The following is a 20,873-nucleotide window of genomic DNA, read 5'->3' on the forward strand; positions in this document are numbered from 1 at the left end:
TCATGAGAACGCAGGCTCTGTATCCGGCAGCGCCGATGCGAGTTCGCGCAGAATGTCGGCTGCTCCGGCGGCCATGTTCGGCACGAATTGAGCTATGTCGATGATGTCGTCGATCGCAGCGGCGACCTGACCCGTCAGAACCAAACCGTCAGTGATGTCCCCCGTAGTCTGGGCACGCTGCATCGATTCGATCTTCCATCGCGTCAACTCCACGGCATCGATGACTTCACCCGTCCCGTCTTCCTGGTGATTGAGGAGCTTCAGCGACGCAGCATTCTTGAGCCCTCGACATGGTCCGTAGACGCCGTCGAATGCGACGTCGTCGCCTTCCTTGGCGTCGAGAAGGGCTTGGATGTAGGTCGGATGCCAGTCGGAGTTCGCAGTGCTGGCTATGAATCGTGTTCCCATCGCGACCCCGTCGGCGCCCATTGCCAGCGCCGAAGCCAAGCCTCGCGCATCGCGAACCCCGCCAGTGAGCAAGACCGGAACATCGACCGCTTCGGTCACGTTGGGGAGCAGTACGTACGAGTGCACGGCTTTGCTCGGGGCATGTCCGCCCATCTCGAATCCCGCGGCAATAATCACGTCGACGCCGGCTTCGGCGGCTTTGACGGCGTGTCGCGTCGATCCCACCTTGTGCTGATGGATGAGGCCGGCGTCCTTGATCATCGCGATGTAGTCACCGGGGAAGCCTGCTGAGGTGGTGAGCACTGTCAGCTGGGCAGCGAGGGACTGATCGACCCGTCGGGCGTCGAGCACCGTGCGAATGTAGATGTCGGTGAAGGGAAGCACGACGCCGTTGTTGTCGACACCGACCGGGATATTGACTGCGAAGGGTCGGTCCGTCAGTGCAGCACATTCTTCGATGTGTTCGCGGAACGTTCGCGCCCCCGCATCGAGATCGGTGGGCATGCCGGGCATCGAGACAGTACCTAGCCCCCCGGCGTTGGATACGGCGGCCGCGAGCTTGGGAGTGCGGAACGGCCCAAGACCCTCCTGAACGATCGGGTGGTCGATCCCGACGAGCTCGGTGTAGCGGTTTGCGATGGGATTCATGTGTCCTTCCGAGACCAAGTGGAACTGGTGTTGTGACATTCTTGGCGATATCATCGCCGCATGAGTAGATGGTTATCGAAACCAGCGCGCGACGTGCTATTCCGTCCTGACCATTCCGACGCCGGTGTTCGGCGGCTCCTTCACTGGAAACGGACGTTCAACGCGATCGGGAGGAGGAAACCACGGTTTCGACTGCCGACCTCAGCTCACCCGCGCTGATCTGTTCAGACACCTTGAACTTCTGGATCTTACCGGTCGGCGTCATCGGGAACTGGTCGGTGAAGAACCACAGAGTTGGAGCCTTGTGAGCCGAGATACGCTCACGGCACCAGCTTTTCATTGCATCGGGCGCCGGGCGTTCGCGACCTTCGTGGAGTCGGATGACGGCGCCGACTTGCTCGCCCCACTTCTCGTCCGGGATGCCCACTACGATCACGTCAGCGACGTCCGGGTGCTGGAACAGTAGTTCTTCGATCTCCCGTGGATAGATGTTCACTCCGCCGCGAATGATGACGTCAGTGAGGCGACCGGTAATCCTGATGAATCCGCGTGCATCCATGGTGCCGAGATCTCCCATGTGCAACCAGCCGTCAGCGTCGATCGTCTTGGCGGTAGCGTCTGGCATATTGAAGTAGCCAAGCATGTTCTGATAACCGCGGCAGCAGATTTCGCCTTGTACCCCGATCGGTACGACTTCACCTGATTCGGGGTCGGCGATCTTGACCTCGAGTTCGGGAAGGGGCTGGCCCACCGAGGTTGCTTGATCGGCAGGGTCGTCGGTTACGCGCGTCTGGCTGATCACGCCGTGCATTTCGGTCTGTCCGAACAAGATCGTGAACTGACAATCGAGTTGTTCGATGACCTGCTTGATCAGACTCTCGGGTACGGTCGCGGCCCCGGACAGCACCGTGCGTAAGCTGGAAATATCCCGTGTCGCAAGATCGGGGTGTTCGAGCAACGCGATCAGCATCGTCGGAACCATCAACGAATGTGTACCGCCGTAGGTTTCGATCATCTCGAGCGTCTGCCCCGCGTCGAATCCGGGTAGAACGACGTATGTACCCAGCGACGAGAACGTCCCCAGTTCAGTCACTGCCCCACCGCCGATGTGGTACATCGGCATCGCGTTGATGCAGACTCCGCCCTCCTCCATCCCCGCACGTTCGAAGACGAACTTCGCCTCGTTGATGATGCCCTTGTGATGCAGCAAAGCTCCCTTCGGGAAGCCTGTTGTTCCGGAGGTGTATTGGATCTGGACGGGGTCGGTCGGGACAACCGTGGGTAGCTCCATGGTCTGGTCGGCGGCGGCGGCGACGAACGATCGCCAGGTGCTTGTGCTGATGGTCATGCGCAAGGCTGGGACGCGGGGCCGGATCTCGTCGACGATCGATCCGAGATCGGTTCCGCGGTAGGAGTCGCGATAGAACAGTGCTACCGCTCCGGATTGTCGCAGTATGTACTCGAGTTCGTGGGCACGATATGCGGGGTTGGCGGCAACGACGACCATTCCCGCCATCGCGACGGCCTGTTGGAGAATGACCCACTCCGCACTGTTGGGTGACCAGATCCCGATTCGGTCCCCGGGCTCGAATTCCGTGAGTAGGGCACGGGCCACAGCTTCCGTCTCCGACAGCAGCTGGTTGTAAGTCCACTCGGTGCGTTGGTCGGCTTCGGGAACGCCGTCGACGAGTGCAACTCGATCCGGCACTGTGCTCGCAGCTTCCCTGAGGAGATCGCCGAGGGTGATGTCGCGTACTCCCGAACTGGGGGAGGACAGCCAGAGAGACATTTCTGGGTGCATGATGCGTGTTCCTGTCTGGACGGGCGAGGACTGCTAGGTGTCAGGGCAAGTCGACATACCCCACAGGTGACGGGGGAAGTGACCTTGTTGCGTCGATCACACCCATCAAAGTAATACATCGTTAGAGATTCACTGTCTAGTTCTGTATCGAACATCGGTGTTCACTGGCGGGTGCTCTCGCTTCGCGTACCGACGTATCGCAAGGCTATCTTTGGGTAGGCAGAAGATCGAGGTAGATAGGCCCTTTGAACGGCTAAGGATTGAATCGATGCGGGAGCGTTCGAGGTGTGCGTGAAGATACGACACGCATGACGGCGAAGGGGCGACTTCTATACATATACAGTGAGCAAGCATCATAATCTGTAGAATAATCTCGACCGGGAGGTCACTGTGAACTCTTCTCCACTCGTCCGAGCCTATGGCGACTCCGGCGTTCTGCTGGCCGGCGGAACATCGGGTGTCGGTCTCGCGACCGCATGCGCCTTCGTCGACGCGGGAGTTCGTCGGTTGGTGTTGCTCGGCAGGAACGAGGCGCGAGGTCGCGATGCATGCCAGGTGGTCCTCGACAGGTGCGCGGACGTCGAGGTGACCTTCATTGCAACCGACGCGTCGGATGTCGACTGGGTGGAGCGATCGGTCGCCGCTGCTCACCGCGCATTGGGGACCGTGGACGTGCTCGTCAATTCGACTACGACGGCGTACCGGCCCGAGCTGTTGCATCGCACTCCGCCATCTGACATCGCAGGCATTCTCATGGGGCAGGCGCTACCGCCGATGCTGTTGACTCGCACAGTGCTGCCGCTGATGCAAGAGCAGGGAGGGGGCAGCATTATCAACATCGCGTCGGACGCCGCGAAGGTGCCCACCCCTGGCGAGAGCGCTCTCGGCGCGGCGATGGCGGCGATCGTGATGTTCTCGCGAGTCGCTGCGATCGAGGGCAAGCGGAACGGTGTACGGGTGAACGCGGTGACCCCGTCGCTCATCAACGGAACGCCCACCGCGGCTAACGTGCTCAGCGATGGGTTCAGCAAGTCGTTGTTCGAGAAAGCTGCGGCGCAAGCGCATCTGGGGGTTGCCGTGCCAGAAGATCTGGCGTCATTGATCGTATTTCTCGGCGGCCCGGATTCGGCTCGGTTGACGGGCCAAACGATCAGTGTGAACGGTGGGATTTCTGCCATGTGAGCGAATCTGCCAGGAATCACTCCACATCCCGGTGGATTCGAATCTCACACCGCGGGCGAACCGTCGCCTCTGCAACCACTCTCGCCCAAGTCTGCGTCGTGATCTCAGCAATCAACTCCGCTGCACACTCGAGTGTTCGAACTCATGGTGACGATCCCGATCCATAAGCGAGTGCGCCCTGGAGTTTGCGCACGACGGCGTCGAGGGTCAATCGGCTGCCTCAGCCGACACTGATTTGCCTCGAGAAAGCGGCAAGAACATCAGTGAGTCGTCTTGCCACCTTTCTGAGGCGCCCCAGGTCAGCGCTTGAGTCGATCCGTGTGTGTTGGGAGACTCCGCTTCATTTGGCAGCAGAAGTCCTGGACGGGCCCGTGCCGCGTCAAGCCGATGTTCTCATGTCGAAATCGTTGGTTTTGTCGCTTGGTTGTACTTGTCGCTCTCACTTATAGCGTTTAAGGTCAGTCCAAAGAGGCTCTCGTGGGGGCACCGGCCCTACCCGCGAGATCCCCTCGCGGCCCGTGCACGCTGGGCGGTGATGCTTGCGGACGCCGACCTAGGTGAGGACTCATGACTGCGCAACTGCCTACGACGCCTCTGTATCTGCGCGTGCTCGAGGGCCTGCTCGCCCACACGGCCGCACAGGCTGGATTTGCGGACGCCTGCGTACTAGTGGAGGACGGTGCTCGTGGCATGTTCGTCCCTCTTTCGCATAGCGGATCGCGGCCCTCCGGACTCCGAGTGCTGCCGGATGACGCGCTCATTCGTCGAGCATTGGCGTCGACCGAGCCGATTCATGCGGCCGGTTGGACCCTGTCAGGCAGCTGTTTGCGGGAACGCGATTCCGGGCGGGTAGTTCTGCTGCGCCTGTCCGCCTCCTCGTCAGCTCCCATCCGGCTTCTTTTCCTCAGCGACCCGCGACGAGAAGGTGACTTCACCCTTCGACATTCCGCCGCGTTGACTTCGTTCCGCTCGCTTGTCGATTCCGCTGCCGCCGCGGTTCTCGATGCCGAGGAGCAGCGCCGTCGAAGGCGGGACCTCGAACATGGCAAACTGCTCGCCGACGAGCGTGGGGCGGTGGTCGAGCGACTCGATGATGCTGTCGCGACTGCCGACACCATGTCTGCGATCGTTCGGGTTTGTGCGGAGTTGACGGGTAAAGCTGTGGTCCTGTTCGACCGGCGGCAGCGAAGAATCGCCGCCGCAGGTCCCAACTCCGCAGGACGAATTTCGATGCCTTCGCTCGAAACAATTCTCCGCTCGTACCCGCCGGACGCGACCGCGGGACCGCGACCAGTCGTTCTCGCTGCTGGACCGACGACCGACCTGGCCCGCCGCAAGATCGTCACCCCAATCGTCGAGCGGGGTGAGCACTTCGGCTGGCTGGTGATCGATGAACATCCCACGCCGCTGCGCCCCACCGATGAATACACCGCCGCTCGTAGTGCCCGCCGTATCGGCGCTCAGTTCCTGATCCAACGGCGCATCGCTCGTGTCGCGTGGAATGCAAAATCTGCACTGACTCGACAACTCGTCCGCGGAACGGGTGCTCAGGAGGACCTCGCGGCGAGCGGTGAGTATCTGGGTGTCAACACCGAGGCTCGTCGGGTACTGGTATTCGTACAGGTGCCGGACGGGGAGAGCGAGGATCTCGACCATGCCCTGGTCGAACACCTGGAGCGCTCCCTCGGTGTCGAGGTGCTGTCGACCCGCGGGTCGGAGGGGCTGCTCCTGCTGGTCGAGGCCTCTGACGATGTCGGGTCGGTGGTGGCGGTGTCGCGGGTCAAGACCGCGATCACTCAGGCTGCTGCCGCGGTGTCCCAGCCAACTGGACTGATCGCCGGCGTGTCGTCGGTGTGCGAACCTGCCGCGTTCTCCCGCGCGTACCGTGAGGCCCGCGAAGTCGTCCGGTGTGTAGACCGTTTTACCGAGCCGACGGCGCACCGAATCCTCGCCGTCGACGATTTGGGGCCGGTTCGGGTGTTCCTGGCGAACGGTGACGTTGCGGCGCTGCGACGGTTCGTCGGTGACGTTCTCGGCCCCATTCTTGGAGACGCTCCAGGTTCGGCAGATCTACTGCGTACTCTGCAGTGCTGGTTCGATGCCGGGCGCAGTCCCCGTGGTGCGGCAACACATCTCGGTGTGCACGAGAACACCGTGCGACTACGCCTCTCGCGCGTTCACGCCATGACCGGGCTCGACGTCGTCGGCAACGCCGCGGACCAATTGAGCATCCAGACCGCGCTTCTCGTACTTCGCTTTCAAGGCCACCCCGCACTCGTCGTCCCCGGCCGAATGGCGGCTGGCGAGGTGGACCTTCACGCTTCGGCGCGCGGGCTCACCACAGATTCGCAACCCCACACCCGGTCAGACTCTGTAGGGGCGACTGGCGCGGCAATGCCGGCGTAGACGGTTCGGCGCCGACAAGGACGAGTATCGAACTCGTCTCGCAACGCTCGTCTCACCACCAAGGTGCGACGGCGTTCGGTCGGGAGCGAACCGGCCGCACCTGCGATAAGTCGTCCACATCCCGGTTTACCTCTCTTCGTCGCAGGATCAACAGGTACGCCGCCGCGACCATCGACAAGGTCATGTGGCGGTACCACGCCTGGTACCGGCGGACCTGGTAGTTCCCGAGATCGGCCTGGTTCCGGGCGGATTGGAGACACTCCTCGATTGCCTGCCGTCCGTCCGCGACGCGGGCGAGTTCGGAGAGGATGCTGCCGACCGGACCGAAGCACAAGTGGTAGGTGACGTCGGACGGGTTGGTGATCGATCGCCCGGCGAGCAACCAGTTTCCGTATTGTCGTCCCGCCCGGTGTAGATCTACGGCTGCCCAGTCGCGCACACGGGATCCGATGACATCGTCGACGTGACTGAGGCGGTGCCATACCGTGTCCGATAGTGCGTCGATCACCTCGCTGGCGGGTCGGACTTCCAGGTTTGCGGTGCTGACCCGACAGTTGCCCGGGACCTCGACTACGTGGGGGACACCTCGCTCCTCCAGCCAGCTCCGCAGATGCCCCGACCGCCCATAAGGCTCACCGGCCGTGACCCACGCGAAGGGCACGTCAGCATCGAGAGCCCGCCCAATCATCGCCCGCGCTAGATCCGGCGGGCTCTGGTAGCGCACCGAGTCGTTGATGCCGACCGCGCGGCACCGGTCCCGGTGGTCTGTCCATTCACGCGGCAGGTGCAGCTCGCGGTCGATCAGGCCCCCACCCGCTTCGGACGCGTACGCCAAGAAGATCCCGGTTTGTGCGTTCTCGGGCCTCCCGGTGTCCGCCGAGACCCCTGTGGTCACCCCGGCAGAACGGTCTCCTCGCTTCAGGAACCGAGTGTCCCCGACTATCAGCCGTCCCTGCCACACGTCACCGACTGCCCGGACCACCATGTCTCGCACGTCGTCGCGCAGCCCATCCTCGTCCCACGATGCCGCGTTCAGCAATCGCTGCATGCCCTCGGGGCCGGTCTCGCCCGCCGCCTCCGCCAGGGTCCACCCATTCGTGCGTTCCAAGCCGCCCAAGAGTCCGTGGACGTAGGCAGACATCCTGCGGCGAGGCTCGACGCGGGGGAATCGATGTGCGAACTGGGCACAGAAAACGGCGAGTCCCCGCGGGAGGTCTCGCCGAGGTGTTTCGTCGCGGCCGTCAGGCAAGTACGCGAGATCCGGTTCGTTGGTCACGATGTGTCGTTGTAGTGCATTTAGCATAGTTCAGGAACCCCGGTATGCCACAGGTGGTGTGGATCACTCCACGACGGTGAAAGTGGTCTCAGTCTCCGAATAGAACCCTTTTCGCGCTCGGATCTGCGTACTGGCGCACATTTCCGAGTGATTCCCGGAAAATGGCTATATCCCATCAGTCAATGAATGGCAATAGTAGGGCGAAGTGTCAGTGTCGGCTACGACAGGCGGCGTGCGTGCGCTATTCCTGCGGAAGCCGGACACAACGTTGTTCTGCTGTTGTGGACCTTCTTATGGTTCGCGGTGACGTCGTCACTACCGCTGGGGCTCACCTCCCCTCCGCGATCTCACCTCAGAAGGTTCAGATGACCATGGACAACCACCGCCGGCGAAACACGGCCGCGCAGACATCCGATTCCGCTCCCCACAGTCCGGAATCCACCATTTCGCGGAAGATCACGTTCCGGATCGTTCCAATGTTGTTTCTCGGTGCACTACTCAGCTACGTGGACCGCACCAATATCGGCGTTGCCAAGCTCGAGATGCAGGCAGACCTCGGTCTTACTGAAGCGGCCTTCGGTCTCGGTGCCGGTATCTTCTTCATCGCATACGTACTCTTCGAGGTTCCGAGCAACATCGCGCTCCACCGACTCGGCGCCCGGATCTGGATTGCCCGCATCATGGTGACGTGGGGCCTGATCACCGCCTTGATGTCGCTGGTCGACAACCTCTGGATGTTCTACGGAATGCGCTTTCTGCTCGGCGCCGCGGAAGCAGGCCTACTCCCGGGCGTGGTCTACTACCTCACACGATGGGTACCGTCGGCGAACCGTGGACGAATCCTCGGACTGTTCTTCCTTGCCATTCCCGTCGCCTCGGCCATCGGCTCACCCCTCACAAGCACCCTCATGTCACTCCAGCCCTGGGGTCTCACCGGATGGCAGTTCATGTTCATCGCCGAAGGACTGCCCTGCCTGCTCCTCGCTGTCGTCATCCTCAAGTTCCTCCCGAACGAGCCGAGCGATGCACGATGGCTTGATGCCTCTGAGGTGCAGTGGATTACGAACAAAATTCGTCAGGAGAACCCCGACACCACCGGGAACGGAATCGGCCACTCCTCATGGACGGACGGACTGAAGAACTACCGGGTCCTCATGCTCTCGGTCGTGTACTTCTCCATGGTCGTGCCCATCTACCTCATGGGCTTCTTCCTCCCGTCGATCATCAAGGAGATGACCGGTGGCACCATCGGCACGATCGGCATCGGCTACATCGCGGCAGTACCGTACATCTTCACCGGAATCGCCATGGTCCTGATCTCCCGAAGCTCGGACCGAACCCAGGAACGCATGTGGCACTTTGCCGTTCCCACTCTGATCGGCGCGAGCGGATGGGTCGTCGCCGCCGCCACCGTCTCCTCGAATCCGTTCGTCGCCGCTATCGCGATCTGCGTCGGCACCGTCGGCGCGATGGCCACCATTCCGACGTTCTGGACCACCGCGCCGAAGGTCGTCTCCGGCGCGGCCGCCGCTTCCGGAATCGCATTGATCAGCAGCATCGGCAATATCGGCGGATTCGTCTCGCCGTACATGTTCGGAATCATCCGCGATGCGTTCCCCGGCGATGCCGGCAACCGACTCTCCTTCCTCGTCGGCGCGATCGTCCTGGGCGTCGGAGGCATCCTCATGATCACCATCTCGAAAACTCTGCCCTCCACCACGAACACTCTGCCCTCGACCACGTCGAAAGACGCGAAATTCGCACAGCTGCAACATGACTGACATCACTGACCCAGAAAATTCACCGACTCGACCACGCAAGGAAACACTGTGATCAATTACACCGACACCGAGTTCCACCCCCGCGACCTCACCGACCGGACCTGGACTGAAACCACTGTTCTGATTATCTCCGTACCCGAAGCGGGGATTTTCGGCAACGCCTATGTGCTGGCCCGTCCGAACCTGGGCGTCACCCTGTCCTCGGTGATCTTGGGCCAAGGATTCTGCCGGCAACCCTATGAGGTCGACTTCACCGACCCCCAAATGCACCTTCCCTGCCCCGAATCGTTCAGCAACTACTCCCTGGATAACGGCTTGACCGTCTCCTCGGATGGTCCCCGCAACTACCGCATGCAGTACAAGAATGCCCTCGGCGCAGCGAGTTTCGATCTCACCTTCGAAGGATTACACGACCCGTTCGATCCGCACGACCCCGATCAGAATCCACTCTTCGAGCGTGACCTCACCACTTCGGACGACTCCCGCAAGGGCGACGAATGGGAAAACGGTCACTTCGAGGTCAAGGGCCGGATCCGCGGCGAACTGGAACTGCGGGGCAAGAGCTACCAGGTCGAATCGTATGAGGGGATGGACCACAGTTGGGGTCCACGCACCGAAATCGGCACCCGCTCGGTCTCCTGGGTCTCGATCAACTTCGGTGAGGACTTCGCGATGCACATGGCGGTGCCGATGCGGATCGAACGAGGCCAGGTCTTCTACGACAAGATCCGCTTCGGTTACGTCGTCGACCACGGTGAGGTCCACGGCCTGATCGACGGAACGATCCAGGCCGAGCGCGTCGACATGCTCGCCTTCAGCAACCACGTCACAGCCACAGACGTGCGCGGCAAGAAGTACGAGTTCTTCGGTAGCGCGATCGCGGGCCACCCGTGGTACACGTTCAACCCGTCCCACGTCTGTTACCAGTCGTTGTTCCGCTACGAGCGCGGCTCCGCCGTCGGTTACGGCGAGATGGGCGACATCTTCGGCCTGGACTACCTGGCCGAGCGGATGTCCCGCCACGGCCGGTTGAAGTAGGAGCGAACCTCAATGACCAACGCAACCCTTGCCTTGCCCGACCGGGACTGGGCCGACGACCCCACCGACACACAGATCGAACATCTGCGTGCGCTGTACCCGACCGAACCCGAAGTGGATCGGACGCTGACCCGCAAGATGAAGCGGCGGGCACTCGGCCCGTACCGGCGGATGGACCTCGACGAGTTCGTCCGGTGCGTCGAGTCGTTCCTCTCCACTCGCATCGACGGCTCCTTCCGAGTCTCGGACGCGAGATGGTTCACCGGTGGTGTGTCCAAGATCCAGATGGGCTTCACCCTGCACCGCAACGAATCCGGTGAGTGGACGAGTGAGCAGATGGTGGTCCGAATGGACCCCGCCGAAGGGTCGAATGCCACCAGTCGGCTACGCGAGTTCGAACTCGTCGCCGCAGTGCAGGACACAATTCCCGTCCCACAACCGCACTTCATCGACACCGATGGCCAGTACTTTCCCGAACCCGCACTGATTTACTCTTACGTCTGCGGGGTCACCAAACCGTCGGCGACCACCACCGGGAAGATCAGCGGACTGGGGACGAACTTCGGTCCCGGCACCCGCGAATCTCTCGCCGACCAGTTCCTGTCCTACCTGGCGGCACTTCACACCTTCGATCTGTCCGCAGCGACGTTCACCAGCCTGGCCCAACCCCGGGTCGGGACCGACGACGCGGCACGGTGGCTACTCAACCAGGCCAGGCGCACCTGGGAAGAGGACCGGGCGGCCGACCTGCCGCTGATGGACGTGGCCGAGCAATGGATGCGCCACAACCTGCCCGTCCTCGATCACGCCGGCATCGTCCACGGCGACTACCGCAGCGGAAACTTCCTCTACGACGAATCCACCCTCGAGATCACGGCCTGGCTCGACTGGGAACGTGGTCATCTCGGCGACCGGCACCGAGACCTTGCCTGGACCACACAGTCCACCTTCGGCCACCACGACGAGCACGGCCGCTACCTTGTCTGCGGACTGATCCCCGAAGATGACTTCTACCGACGCTACGAACAAGCCACTGGACTTCCGGTGGACCCGGACAGGATCAGATTCTACAAAATTCTCAACGCCTACCAAATCGTCGTATCCACCATGGCCTCGGCACACCGCGTCGCCAAGCTGGGAAAATCTCATCAAGATGTCGTCCTGTGCCGGGTCAAGGGCATGGCCGCGGTCGCCGCGGACGAACTGAACACCCTACTGAGCGAGGTGCTCTGATGGACCACACGCGCAACACTCTCGGAGCCCTGCGCAAATCACTCCTCGACTCGGTCGCACCGGCCGTGGACCCGGCCGATCCGCTTGCCTCCGAGCAACTACCCCTCGTCGCCGACTACCTCGAATTCTTGGGTACGCGGATCTACCGGATCCACGAACGGTCCCGATTCGAACTGGCGGAATATCTTCGAATGGCCGAGGGAGTGCTGACGCACCTCTCCGCAACAGCCACCCCTACCGGCGACCTGGCCAAGCGCCTCGATGTCGCCCGGGCCGCACACGGTGCCGCGTCCACCGGCACCACCGAACTCATCGAGCAGGGCGCCGCACTCGCCGCCGCCGTCAGCACCGTCGCACAGGACGAGACGCTGCCGGACGAGGTTCGCCAGACACTGGGCCGGTGGGTGGTCGAATCCTCACGCGGGCTCCTCGCGTTCCAGCGATCCTGGTACGCACCGTTCGGGTTCGAATCCGACCGGGATCGGCTCCGGAGCATCGATGACTTCCTGGCAGGAAGATCCTGCGCGGACGCGTAATAGGTGACGAACTGAGCCTTCATCCACCGAATGCGGGGCACAGGTACCGCCGTCTGTGGGGAGGCGGTACCTCCTCGCCTGTGGCCCGCCAGGGTAATGCAGGCCCGACCGTCAGTACGTTTACCTCCCGCGGTGGGATACATGTGCAGAACACTCTTGCCGAGAGCCAACGACGGACTTAATATTGGGCCAAAGGAGAGAATGGGATGGGTCGACACTCCCTGGCTATGTCTGCAACGGCGCGCGCAAACCGGCGTGGGTGAGAGGGCTTATTCCTTCTGGGTGATCTTCACCCAGAACAAACGAAAATTATTGAACCAAACTCTGCCGTCCAGCAAGGTTGCACCAGATGTCCCTCTCCATGAGGGTCTCCCCGCCGTACCGGCGGTTTCGCCAGAGGAGGACTATGAGCACGATTGATTACTCCAGCCTGTACATCGGCGGAGGATGGTCAGCCCCAAGCTCCGGTGAGACGATCACCGTGCGCTCCCCAGCCGACGGCGCCACCGTCGGGTCCGTCCCGCTGGCCGTCGAAACCGACATCGATGCCGCCGTCGCGGCTGCTCGCTCCGCCTTCGACGATCCGACCGGCTGGGCCGCGTGGGATCGGGTGGACCGCAGCAAGGTCCTGGAACGGTTCGCGGAGGAGCTCGAGTCCCGCAGCCCGGAAACAGCGCGGCGGGTGTCGCTGCAGAACGGCATGCCGATCTGGCTCGCCGAACAGTTCGAGGGCGGGTTCCCGCCCGTACTTTTGCGCTACTACGCCGGCCTGACCACCGCCGAGCCCGCCGAAGAGATGCGCCCCGGAATGTTGGGTGGGTCTGCGATCGTGACCCGCGAACCGGTCGGTGTCGTCGCGGCGATCGTGCCGTGGAACGTTCCCCAAGCCATCTCGTTCCTCAAAATTGCCCCCGCCCTCGCCGCCGGATGCACCGTCGTGCTCAAGCCGGCTGAAGAGACGGTGCTCGACGCGTTCCTCGTCGCGGAGGCCGCGCACGCCGCTGGGTTGCCTGCCGGTGTGCTCAACATCGTTCCGGGCGGACGGGATCTCGGCGCCTACCTTGTCGCGCATCCGGGCGTCGACAAGGTCTCGTTCACCGGTTCGACCGGCGCCGGCCGCGCCATCGCCGAAACGTGCGGCCGCTTGCTGCGCCCGGTCACGCTCGAACTCGGCGGAAAGTCCGCGGCCGTAGTCCTCGACGACGCCGACCTGGCTTCGTCGATCGACAACTTCTTCGGCGTCACATTCCTCAACAACGGCCAGATCTGCTGGCTCAACACCCGTGTCCTCGCACCACGCTCCCGATACGGCGAGATCGTCGACACCATCACCGACCTCGCGCGATCGCTGCCGATCGGGGATCCCCTCGACCCGAAAACCAAGATCGGCCCGCTCGTGTCCGAAAAACAGCGTGACCGAGTCGAGGGCTACATCGCGAAAGGACGCGCAGAGGGAGCCCGACTGACGACCGGCGGGGGGCGGATCGCAGGCCTCGAGCAGGGGTGGTTCGTCGAGCCCACCGTCTTCGCCGACGTCACCAACTCGGCAACGATCGCCCGCGAGGAAATCTTCGGCCCAGTGCTGACGGTCATACCCTATGAGGACGAGGCCGAGGCGATCGAGATCGCCAACGACAGCGACTACGGACTCGGCGGCTCGGTCTGGTCCGCCGACGTCGAACGAGCAACCGCCGTCGCCCGCCGAATCCGCTCGGGCACGATCGGCATCAATCACTACTCGAACGATCCGCACGCCCCATTCGGCGGTGTCAAGGCCAGCGGCCTGGGTCGTGAACTCGGCCCCGAGACGCGTTCCGCACGTACAAGACCGTCTACCTTCCCCCGGCCAGCTTCTGACTGCACCGCAATCGCCCGCTCGATCGCGCGGCCCGCCCGGTCGCACGTAACACGGGAGCTGAGAGAATTCGATGACACACTCACACGATCACCGGCTCGCCCCTCTGTTCGACCTCGCGGTCCGGAGCGGGAATAGCCAAGCCGCAACCCGCCTGGCAGAGCAGGCCGCCGAGGATTTGCTCACCCTCGAATGGACCCGTCAGGCACTGCTTTCGCGCCTGCGTTCTGGAGGGGACGGTCACGAACTGCGCAGTGCTGCAGAGCTTCTCACCGAAATCGAGGCAATCCGGCGTCGGCAACAGGCGCGACGAATTGCCGACCGTCGGTCCCAATTCGCCGGACTCCGGTCACTGCTCACCCACCTGCGTGGGGCGTCGCGGGCCGAGCGCCCCTACATCGTGACCACTCGGTTGTGCCAGGACCTAGGCTTCCGGAAATCTGTGTACTCCCCAGCCACGAACTCCGGGTGGTCTCCCACCACGATCGCGATTCACCCCGATTTCGGGGACTCGTTCCTCCCCCTACGCCGGGCGGTCGAGTCCCTCACCCTTCCGCCGGGAGCCGCACCACGTGAGGAGGAGGTCATGCGGAGCGGCCGCGAAATTGCCGTCGATTCGGTCGACATCTACCGGGACACCTACCGCCCACTCGTCGAGCTGTCCCGGCCACGCGGTTATCTGGCAGTTCCGGTCGTTTCCGCAGGCCGGGTAACCGCCCTGCTCCACGCGGACCACCACGATGTCGACGTCGACGAGACCGACATGACAACGTTGCGGGCCGCGGCGGCGGTATGCGCGCTGACCGAGGAATATCAGACACTCAGATCAGCAATCGCCACCCGCAACCACCGGGTTGCCGAGGAAATCACGGCGATGCGGATCGCGCTCGCCGAACTCGAGCAGACCCAACTGAGCCTCGCTGAAGCACTCGGCTCCGCACCCGATCGGCCCGACAGCGCGGACGGGCCCGCCCGAGCCCCGCACTGCACTGCCCTGACCACAAGGGAACACGAGATCTTCGAGTTCGTGGCCCACGGCACCCCGTCCGCCGACATCGCCCGAGCACTGTTCGTCTCCGAGGGCACCGTGAAGTCCCATATTCAACGGATCTACCGCAAACTCGCCGTGTCCACCCGTGCCGAGGCGGCAGCGCTCTACAGGAATCTGCACCGCCACGGGCGGGGCGGGTGCTGAGGAAATCCCAATGGCTCCCGATGAGGCTTTGAACGTCGAGATCGACCGAATACTGGCCGAGCTTGCCTCCGGTTCGACGACCGATCCTTGCGCGGCGGGCATCCGACTCGCCGACCTGATCGAACGACGCGACCGGACCCAGTCCGTCGAACTCAGCCAACTGGAGACTGCGGCGCGGGGGTTGCACTCGGCCACATCCATCCTGCAGCGCGCCACCACCGTCGACGATGTTGTTCGGGCGGTCTGCCCTGGTGCCGCCGATATCGCCGAGTGCAACAACGTACTGTTCTCCGAACTCGACGGACTACACGCGACACCACTAGGCGCCGCCCCGGGCCCCTCCCTCCCTTCGCCGTTCCAACTCCCCTCGTCGATCATCGGCCGGGGGAATTCCGGTATCCCGGCGGCATTCCCCCATGCGGGATACACGGTGTTCCGGGTCGACATCGACGGCAGTCCGGCCGCCGTGATTCACGTCGGGGCAACGCCCGACGAACCGGTCGTCGATGCCCTGACTTCCTACGCGGGACTGGTCGGCACCGCCCTCGAGTGCGCTGCCCTGGACCGGCGGCGGCACCGCCAGCGCGACCTCCTCCATACGCGCTGGGGCCGTGACTATTCACCCCATGAGCCCGCCGCCGCGCCGACTCGGGTTCCGCCCATGCCCGAGGTTGCCCATGCTCTGACCATCCGCGAGGGCGAAATCCTTGCATTGATGCTGACCGGTTCCTCGAACGCCGCGATTGCCACCGATCTGGTCATTTCTGTAGAGACGGTGCGGTCCCATGTGAAGAAGGTGCTGCGTAAGTGCGGCGTCGCCAACCGGGCCGAACTCATCGCTCGCTTCGATACCGACTCGCCGGCTCAGGAAACGGACAACAAATAGCCACCACAAACACCGATAACCGGGTGGGCATTCTGTGCGACATCGTGCCGCAGATGCCATAACCCCGGAGTTCGCCGCTTGCCGGTACGACCAACACGTGGGGCTTCTTACCCGAGTTGCTGCACCGCACGGGAAGGCGGCGGGTCCGGCTGACCACGCCGCCTTGCGCCCCTTTCCTCACTCTCTTGCGCCATGCCACCCGACTCGATGGCTGTCTCAACGGTGACGCCTGTCGAGTTAGAGGGGGCTAGCGCAATCTGCCACCATCGATGTCCCTAGGACGCGAGTATCTCGGTGATATTCGGCACCTCGCCTCGAGGGAATCCCGTCATCCGGCACCACGAGAGCTCTCGCGCAACCTGCCGCGCGGCGGCATCAGTGACCGTGCGGCGCGCCGCAGCCGCGTCGGGTGACCCCGCAGCAGCGAGCACCTGGTAACTGTGCGCGACAGCCTCTTTCAGGCGGCGTACCTGCGCTCGTATCTGTTCTAGGTCAGCTGGGGGAGTGGCAGTTTCGGCAAGTAGTGTCTGAGATTCGTCACAAACCCCTGGATCCAGATCGGCCAGGACCTCGAGCGTGCACCGGTTGTCTGTATGCTCTGCGAGCTCGTACGGGTACTCGGACGCGTGCACGTCCAGCACCCAGTCCAGGCAGGCAAGCACCAGCCCGGCCTGCTCCGCCGCGAACGAATCGTTCGGATCGAGCGCCGGAAGCACCGTCTTGGCGATTGTGTTTCGGACTGCGCCGATCTGTTGGGCCACAGTGGGAATCATGGGGACCTCCTAATCTTTGCCGACGATGGTCAGCAATTGGTCGAGATAGAAGGCGCCGAGCCCGCCGAGGAATGTCTGCATCGCATCCAGGTGGGTGAGGCGCTCGGCCGCGTTTCTCGGTCCGGTGCCGATCAGGGCGACCGCGGCCCAGTACATGTTGACGACTGTGTAGTACTCGAGTCGTTCTGCATCCACAGGCAGGCCCGACAGTTTCTCGTATTCCGCGATCATCTCCTCGCGGGTCACCAACGCCGAACAATAAAACTGTCCCGTTTCCGGGTCGTGCTCACCCCACCCCTCCATCATCGCGTAAGCCAAGTCATGGTGGCGGTCACCGAGATAGGTGAGTTCCCAGTCCAGCAGAGCGGTGATTTCCCCGGAGTCCTCGTCGAAGAGGAAATTGCCGTTTCGGTAATCTCCGTGCACCACCGAGACGTGATCGACCGCTGGCCGGCGGTCCCACAACCACTGCTGGGTCAGGGCGATCACCGGATGCGCCTCGAAGGCGTCCTCTCGCCATGCGCGGTCGGTGGCTGCCAGGCGCCAATCGATTGCGTCGGTCGTCGCGGGGCGTGGACGCTCGAAGGACGGGAGATCATGGGTGCTCCAGTCGAACCGGTGGAGCTGGGCCAGATGGCTGACGAACTGGGGTCCCAAGATCGGGCGCAACGCCGGACCGTATACGGTGCCAAGTCCAGACGCCGTCTTCAGCGCCGCTTTCGCGCTCGCCGATCCCGGAACATAGCCGCAGATCATCGCCGGGGCGCCGAGCTCCGCCGGGTCGTCAGTCGCCCAGTACGCCTGCGGCACTGGGACGACACCGCCGAGCATCTGCAAGACCTCGAACTCTCGCAACCGTGGGGTCTCGACCATCGACCCGGGTGGATCCATGCGCAACACCATTCGGTCCTGTCTCCGCCGCCCGTTCTGTTCCCAGTCCAGGCCGAAGACGAACTGCTCCTTCGAAGCGCCGCCCGCGAGTCGGGCGATGCCGTCGATCCGGAAGTCTCCGTCGATTCGCCGGGAGAGGAACTCGTGCAATCGTACCGACACCGTGTCGACGACGGGCTGTTCGTGGATTACCGTTCCCCGCCGTTCCAGCTTTCGGCGTAGTACGGCGTCGATCGTGGGTTCCACCTGGCCGGTGGAACGGGAAGTATTCGTTGTCGCCACCATGGGTCATGCTCCTGTCGCGTACGTCGACGGCGCGGTAACTGCGCTGGGCTGTAGCAGGACCACCTTCGCCACCTCACCGCGCAGCTGTGCCTGGACTGCGGACTCGATGTCGGCGAATGGGAACGTCCCGATAAGTCGATCGAATGGGAACTCGCCTGCCCGATAGAGATCGAGCAGGTAAGGGATAAAGGTGCGCGGGTCGCTGTCACCCTCAGTGATGCCCCGCACGGTCAATCCGGCCACCATGGCCGGCACGATGGGCAGCGGCAGGGTAGCCGCCATGTCGTGGGGCACCCCTACCAAGCCGATGGTGCCCAGCGGTGCGAGAACGCCGAGCGACTCCTCCACGACGGCCGAGACCCCCGTCGTGTCGAACGCATAGTCCACGCCTGCGCCCTCGACGGCACGGACCTGCTCCACGAGCGGTCCGTCCGTGGGATCGAGCGTGGCGGTGGCACCGAGGTCGGTGGCGAGCGAACGGCGGCGCGGATCGGGATCCGAGACAATGATCGCTGCGCAACCGCGTACCCTCGCCGCCATCACCGCGGCCAGGCCAACCGGTCCGGAACCGAGCACGAGCAGGGACTCGCCCTCTTTGCAATCCAGGCTGTTGAACACGGCGCCGGCACCTGTCTGGATACCGCACCCGAGCGGACCGACGAGCTCCACGGGCACATCCGCGCTCACCTTGACGACATTGCGTTCGGACGCGAGCGCATGTGTCGCGAACGACGATTGGCCGAAAAACGCTGCGGTGAAGGGAGTACCGTCCCGATGGATCGAGCTGGTGCCGTCCGCACGTAGCCCGTCGCCGTAGTTGCGGGCACCGAATTCGAGGCAATAGGCAGGTTGATTATCGCCGCACGGGCTGCATGTTCCGCACGATGCGAACGACAGGGCCACATGGTCACCGGGCACCACCGAGGTCACGTCCGCGCCGACCTCGACAACGACACCGCTGCCCTCATGCCCGAGGACCATCGGATATGCCAGCCCGAAGAAACCGTCACGTGCCGCGAGATCGGTATGACACACACCGATCCCACGAATCTCGACAACAACCTGGCCAGGCCCGGGGTCGGCGAGCTCAACCTGTTGAGAAGTGAACGGGCCGCCGGGTTCGGTGACCACCGCGGCAGTAATGGAACGTGACATGGACAGGGACCTTTCGTGACCTTCAGCAGCGCAGCGCGCCGAAATAGGACGGAGGAGTAGAGCCGGCTCGATCGTCGGGAAGACTCGACTTTTCAGGGACGAGCCCCGGCACGCAGTCGACCGTGCCGAGACATCCGTTCGCCCAGGAATTCCAAACCGAGGACGTCCGTCGCCTCGGCGTAACCGACCCGATTGCCGACCTGGTAGCGAAACAAGCTCTGGCAACTGACATAGGCGGGGCTGAAGCTGTACCACGGAGCGCCACCCACAGCGGTCCCGAAGAACTCGTGTTTCTTGCCCCGGACGTCGACTGCGGTGATGTGGTTGGTGACGGCGATCAGATCGACCCGGGCCGCCTCGACGGTCGCGTGGGTGATTCCGTAAAGTTCGCCGTCCTCGACGATGTAGCCGAACCGCAGCCCCTCGTAGACCACCTCGCCGTTTCGAATGCCTAGGGCCATCCCCAGGTGTAGGCCGAAGTCGGGGCCGAGCGTCACATGGATCCAAGCAGCACCGCTGTGGCCGAGCTCGGCGCGGGGGCCCCAACTGCGATCCATCCCGTCGAAGCAATCGACCTGGTACTCCTTGCCGCGAAGTTCCAGAGTTCCGGTTACGTGCCCGATCATGTCGTAATGGCCGTTCGCCCATACGTCACCGAGTCCGGTGTCGATCGGGCCGTCGGTACTGGCCACAAGAGGGTTTTGCGTGGCATCGTGAACGTCGAAGGGTTCGTGCAGCCCCCGGAACTCGAGGTCGAAGCGGCAGGCGCCGAGTGCGTGCTCGTACGACACTCGGAAATCGCGGGGCGCGTTCGTTGCCTCGAGACTCAGCCCACTCTCGAGGGTGAACTTCGAGAACGTCTTCGGCGCTGGCACATGCATCTGAGGGTCGGTGAAGTCGATCTCATAGGGATGGGTGCAGAATCCGGAGTGAACGACCACCGACGAAATGGTGGCGCCGACATTCGGCCGAGACAACACGTAGGCGTTGCCCAGGATTCCGGCTTCCGGAACAGAGAAGACCAAGACGATGGTCTCAGCCCAGGTATGGGCCGATGGCTCGCTTGTGTGGTAGTCCACGTCCGCAGCGGTGATCACAGCAGCTCCTCGGTTGTTCGGAATGAATTCCTGATGACCGTAGGCAGCGCAGTGTGATCCACGCTACGTGTGCTCCCCGAAATGACCCAGAAGAGCACGCGATTTCTTCCTTGCGGGGGAGTGAGACGAGACGGTTATTCGAGCTCTTGGAACCGTCGGCCGTTCACCGCAGCCGAATACCGCGCATGGTGCCGTGTTAGAGGCCGTCGTTGATTCCAGCTGCTCGTCACCGATGAGGGCGATGTTCACCCGCCACGCAGCAAGGACCTTTACCGTAGTGGGGAACGTAGGCTCTCGAGGAACCTGAGGGTGATAGTCGGGACAGAAATGCCGACACTGCGCCTCGACGACGTGGACTGACCTGTGTGAATTCGGTGCCAACGCGCACGTTCACAGATGTGCGCAGTCCTCGAGAGCAAGAACTTTC

The 20,873-nt window shown here is 63.2% G+C and carries 15 protein-coding genes and 1 pseudogene; 9 read left to right on the forward strand and 7 right to left on the reverse strand.

What is annotated here, in order from left to right; all coding sequences use genetic code 11:
- Both HYG77_RS18045 and HYG77_RS18050 read right to left on the reverse strand, forming a co-directional pair.
- Nucleotides 1-1,056 (reverse strand): nitronate monooxygenase, encoded by a 1,056-nt coding sequence (locus HYG77_RS18045; RefSeq protein ID WP_208960114.1) that lies wholly within the window; start codon nucleotides 1,054-1,056, stop codon nucleotides 1-3.
- A 157-nt stretch (nucleotides 1,057-1,213) separates the two neighbouring features.
- Entirely contained in the window at nucleotides 1,214-2,857 is a 1,644-nt protein-coding gene (locus tag HYG77_RS18050) for an AMP-binding protein (protein ID WP_208960115.1), read from the reverse strand.
- Between the two features lie 390 nt (nucleotides 2,858-3,247).
- Between HYG77_RS18050 and HYG77_RS18055 the strand changes: the two genes are divergently transcribed.
- Both HYG77_RS18055 and HYG77_RS18060 read left to right on the forward strand, forming a co-directional pair.
- On the forward strand, nucleotides 3,248-4,039 hold the full coding sequence (locus HYG77_RS18055) for an SDR family oxidoreductase (protein WP_109334200.1): 792 nt from the start codon (nucleotides 3,248-3,250) through the stop codon (nucleotides 4,037-4,039).
- A gap of 567 nt (nucleotides 4,040-4,606) precedes the next feature.
- The gene (locus HYG77_RS18060) at nucleotides 4,607-6,445 is read left to right on the forward strand and encodes a helix-turn-helix domain-containing protein (RefSeq protein WP_244372936.1); all 1,839 of its coding nucleotides are present in this window, start codon (nucleotides 4,607-4,609) and stop codon (nucleotides 6,443-6,445) included.
- Nucleotides 6,446-6,497: 52 nt separating this feature from the next.
- Here the strand turns inward: HYG77_RS18060 and HYG77_RS18065 are convergent, their stop codons facing one another.
- Entirely contained in the window at nucleotides 6,498-7,694 is a 1,197-nt protein-coding gene (locus tag HYG77_RS18065) for an IS701 family transposase (protein ID WP_244461368.1), read from the reverse strand.
- A gap of 392 nt (nucleotides 7,695-8,086) precedes the next feature.
- On the opposite strand from HYG77_RS18065, the gene HYG77_RS18070 reads away from it, so the two are divergent.
- From HYG77_RS18070 to HYG77_RS18100, 7 genes and pseudogenes are all read left to right on the forward strand, one after another.
- Entirely contained in the window at nucleotides 8,087-9,502 is a 1,416-nt protein-coding gene (locus tag HYG77_RS18070) for an MFS transporter (protein ID WP_162603293.1), read from the forward strand.
- Nucleotides 9,503-9,550: 48 nt separating this feature from the next.
- Complete coding sequence (locus tag HYG77_RS18075; protein ID WP_109334196.1) at nucleotides 9,551-10,540, forward strand: hypothetical protein; 990 nt, start codon at nucleotides 9,551-9,553, stop codon at nucleotides 10,538-10,540.
- A 12-nt stretch (nucleotides 10,541-10,552) separates the two neighbouring features.
- The gene (locus tag HYG77_RS18080) at nucleotides 10,553-11,773 is read left to right on the forward strand and encodes a phosphotransferase family protein (protein ID WP_109334194.1); all 1,221 of its coding nucleotides are present in this window, start codon (nucleotides 10,553-10,555) and stop codon (nucleotides 11,771-11,773) included.
- A complete protein-coding gene (locus HYG77_RS18085) occupies nucleotides 11,773-12,309 on the forward strand; it encodes a hypothetical protein (protein WP_109334193.1) in 537 nt (178 codons plus the stop codon). The genes HYG77_RS18080 and HYG77_RS18085 overlap by 1 nt, the downstream gene beginning before the upstream one ends.
- Nucleotides 12,310-12,715: 406 nt before the next feature.
- A pseudogene (locus HYG77_RS18090) lies at nucleotides 12,716-14,166 on the forward strand (aldehyde dehydrogenase).
- Between the two features lie 71 nt (nucleotides 14,167-14,237).
- Nucleotides 14,238-15,359, forward strand: a complete 1,122-nt coding sequence (locus tag HYG77_RS18095; RefSeq protein WP_109334189.1) for a LuxR C-terminal-related transcriptional regulator — start codon at nucleotides 14,238-14,240, stop codon at nucleotides 15,357-15,359.
- Between the two features lie 10 nt (nucleotides 15,360-15,369).
- Nucleotides 15,370-16,245: a helix-turn-helix transcriptional regulator gene (locus HYG77_RS18100; RefSeq protein WP_208960117.1), complete on the forward strand. Its 876-nt coding sequence runs from the start codon at nucleotides 15,370-15,372 to the stop codon at nucleotides 16,243-16,245.
- A gap of 275 nt (nucleotides 16,246-16,520) precedes the next feature.
- Here the strand turns inward: HYG77_RS18100 and HYG77_RS18105 are convergent, their stop codons facing one another.
- The 4 genes from HYG77_RS18105 to HYG77_RS18120 all read right to left on the reverse strand — a co-directional run bounded on the left by HYG77_RS18105 (nucleotide 16,521) and on the right by HYG77_RS18120 (nucleotide 20,446).
- Nucleotides 16,521-17,018, reverse strand: a complete 498-nt coding sequence (locus HYG77_RS18105) for a hypothetical protein (protein WP_208960118.1) — start codon at nucleotides 17,016-17,018, stop codon at nucleotides 16,521-16,523.
- A 9-nt stretch (nucleotides 17,019-17,027) separates the two neighbouring features.
- Nucleotides 17,028-18,194: a phosphotransferase family protein gene (locus tag HYG77_RS18110; protein ID WP_109334183.1), complete on the reverse strand. Its 1,167-nt coding sequence runs from the start codon at nucleotides 18,192-18,194 to the stop codon at nucleotides 17,028-17,030.
- Nucleotides 18,195-18,197: 3 nt separating this feature from the next.
- A complete protein-coding gene (locus HYG77_RS18115; protein ID WP_208960119.1) occupies nucleotides 18,198-19,349 on the reverse strand; it encodes an NAD(P)-dependent alcohol dehydrogenase in 1,152 nt (383 codons plus the stop codon).
- 92 nt (nucleotides 19,350-19,441) lie between these two features.
- Entirely contained in the window at nucleotides 19,442-20,446 is a 1,005-nt protein-coding gene (locus HYG77_RS18120; protein WP_208960120.1) for a hypothetical protein, read from the reverse strand.
- Nucleotides 20,447-20,873 lie beyond the last annotated feature (427 nt).

The sequence above is a fragment of the Rhodococcus sp. ZPP genome, from assembly GCF_017656075.1.
Taxonomy (GTDB): Bacteria; Actinomycetota; Actinomycetes; order Mycobacteriales; family Mycobacteriaceae; genus Rhodococcus_F; species Rhodococcus_F oxybenzonivorans.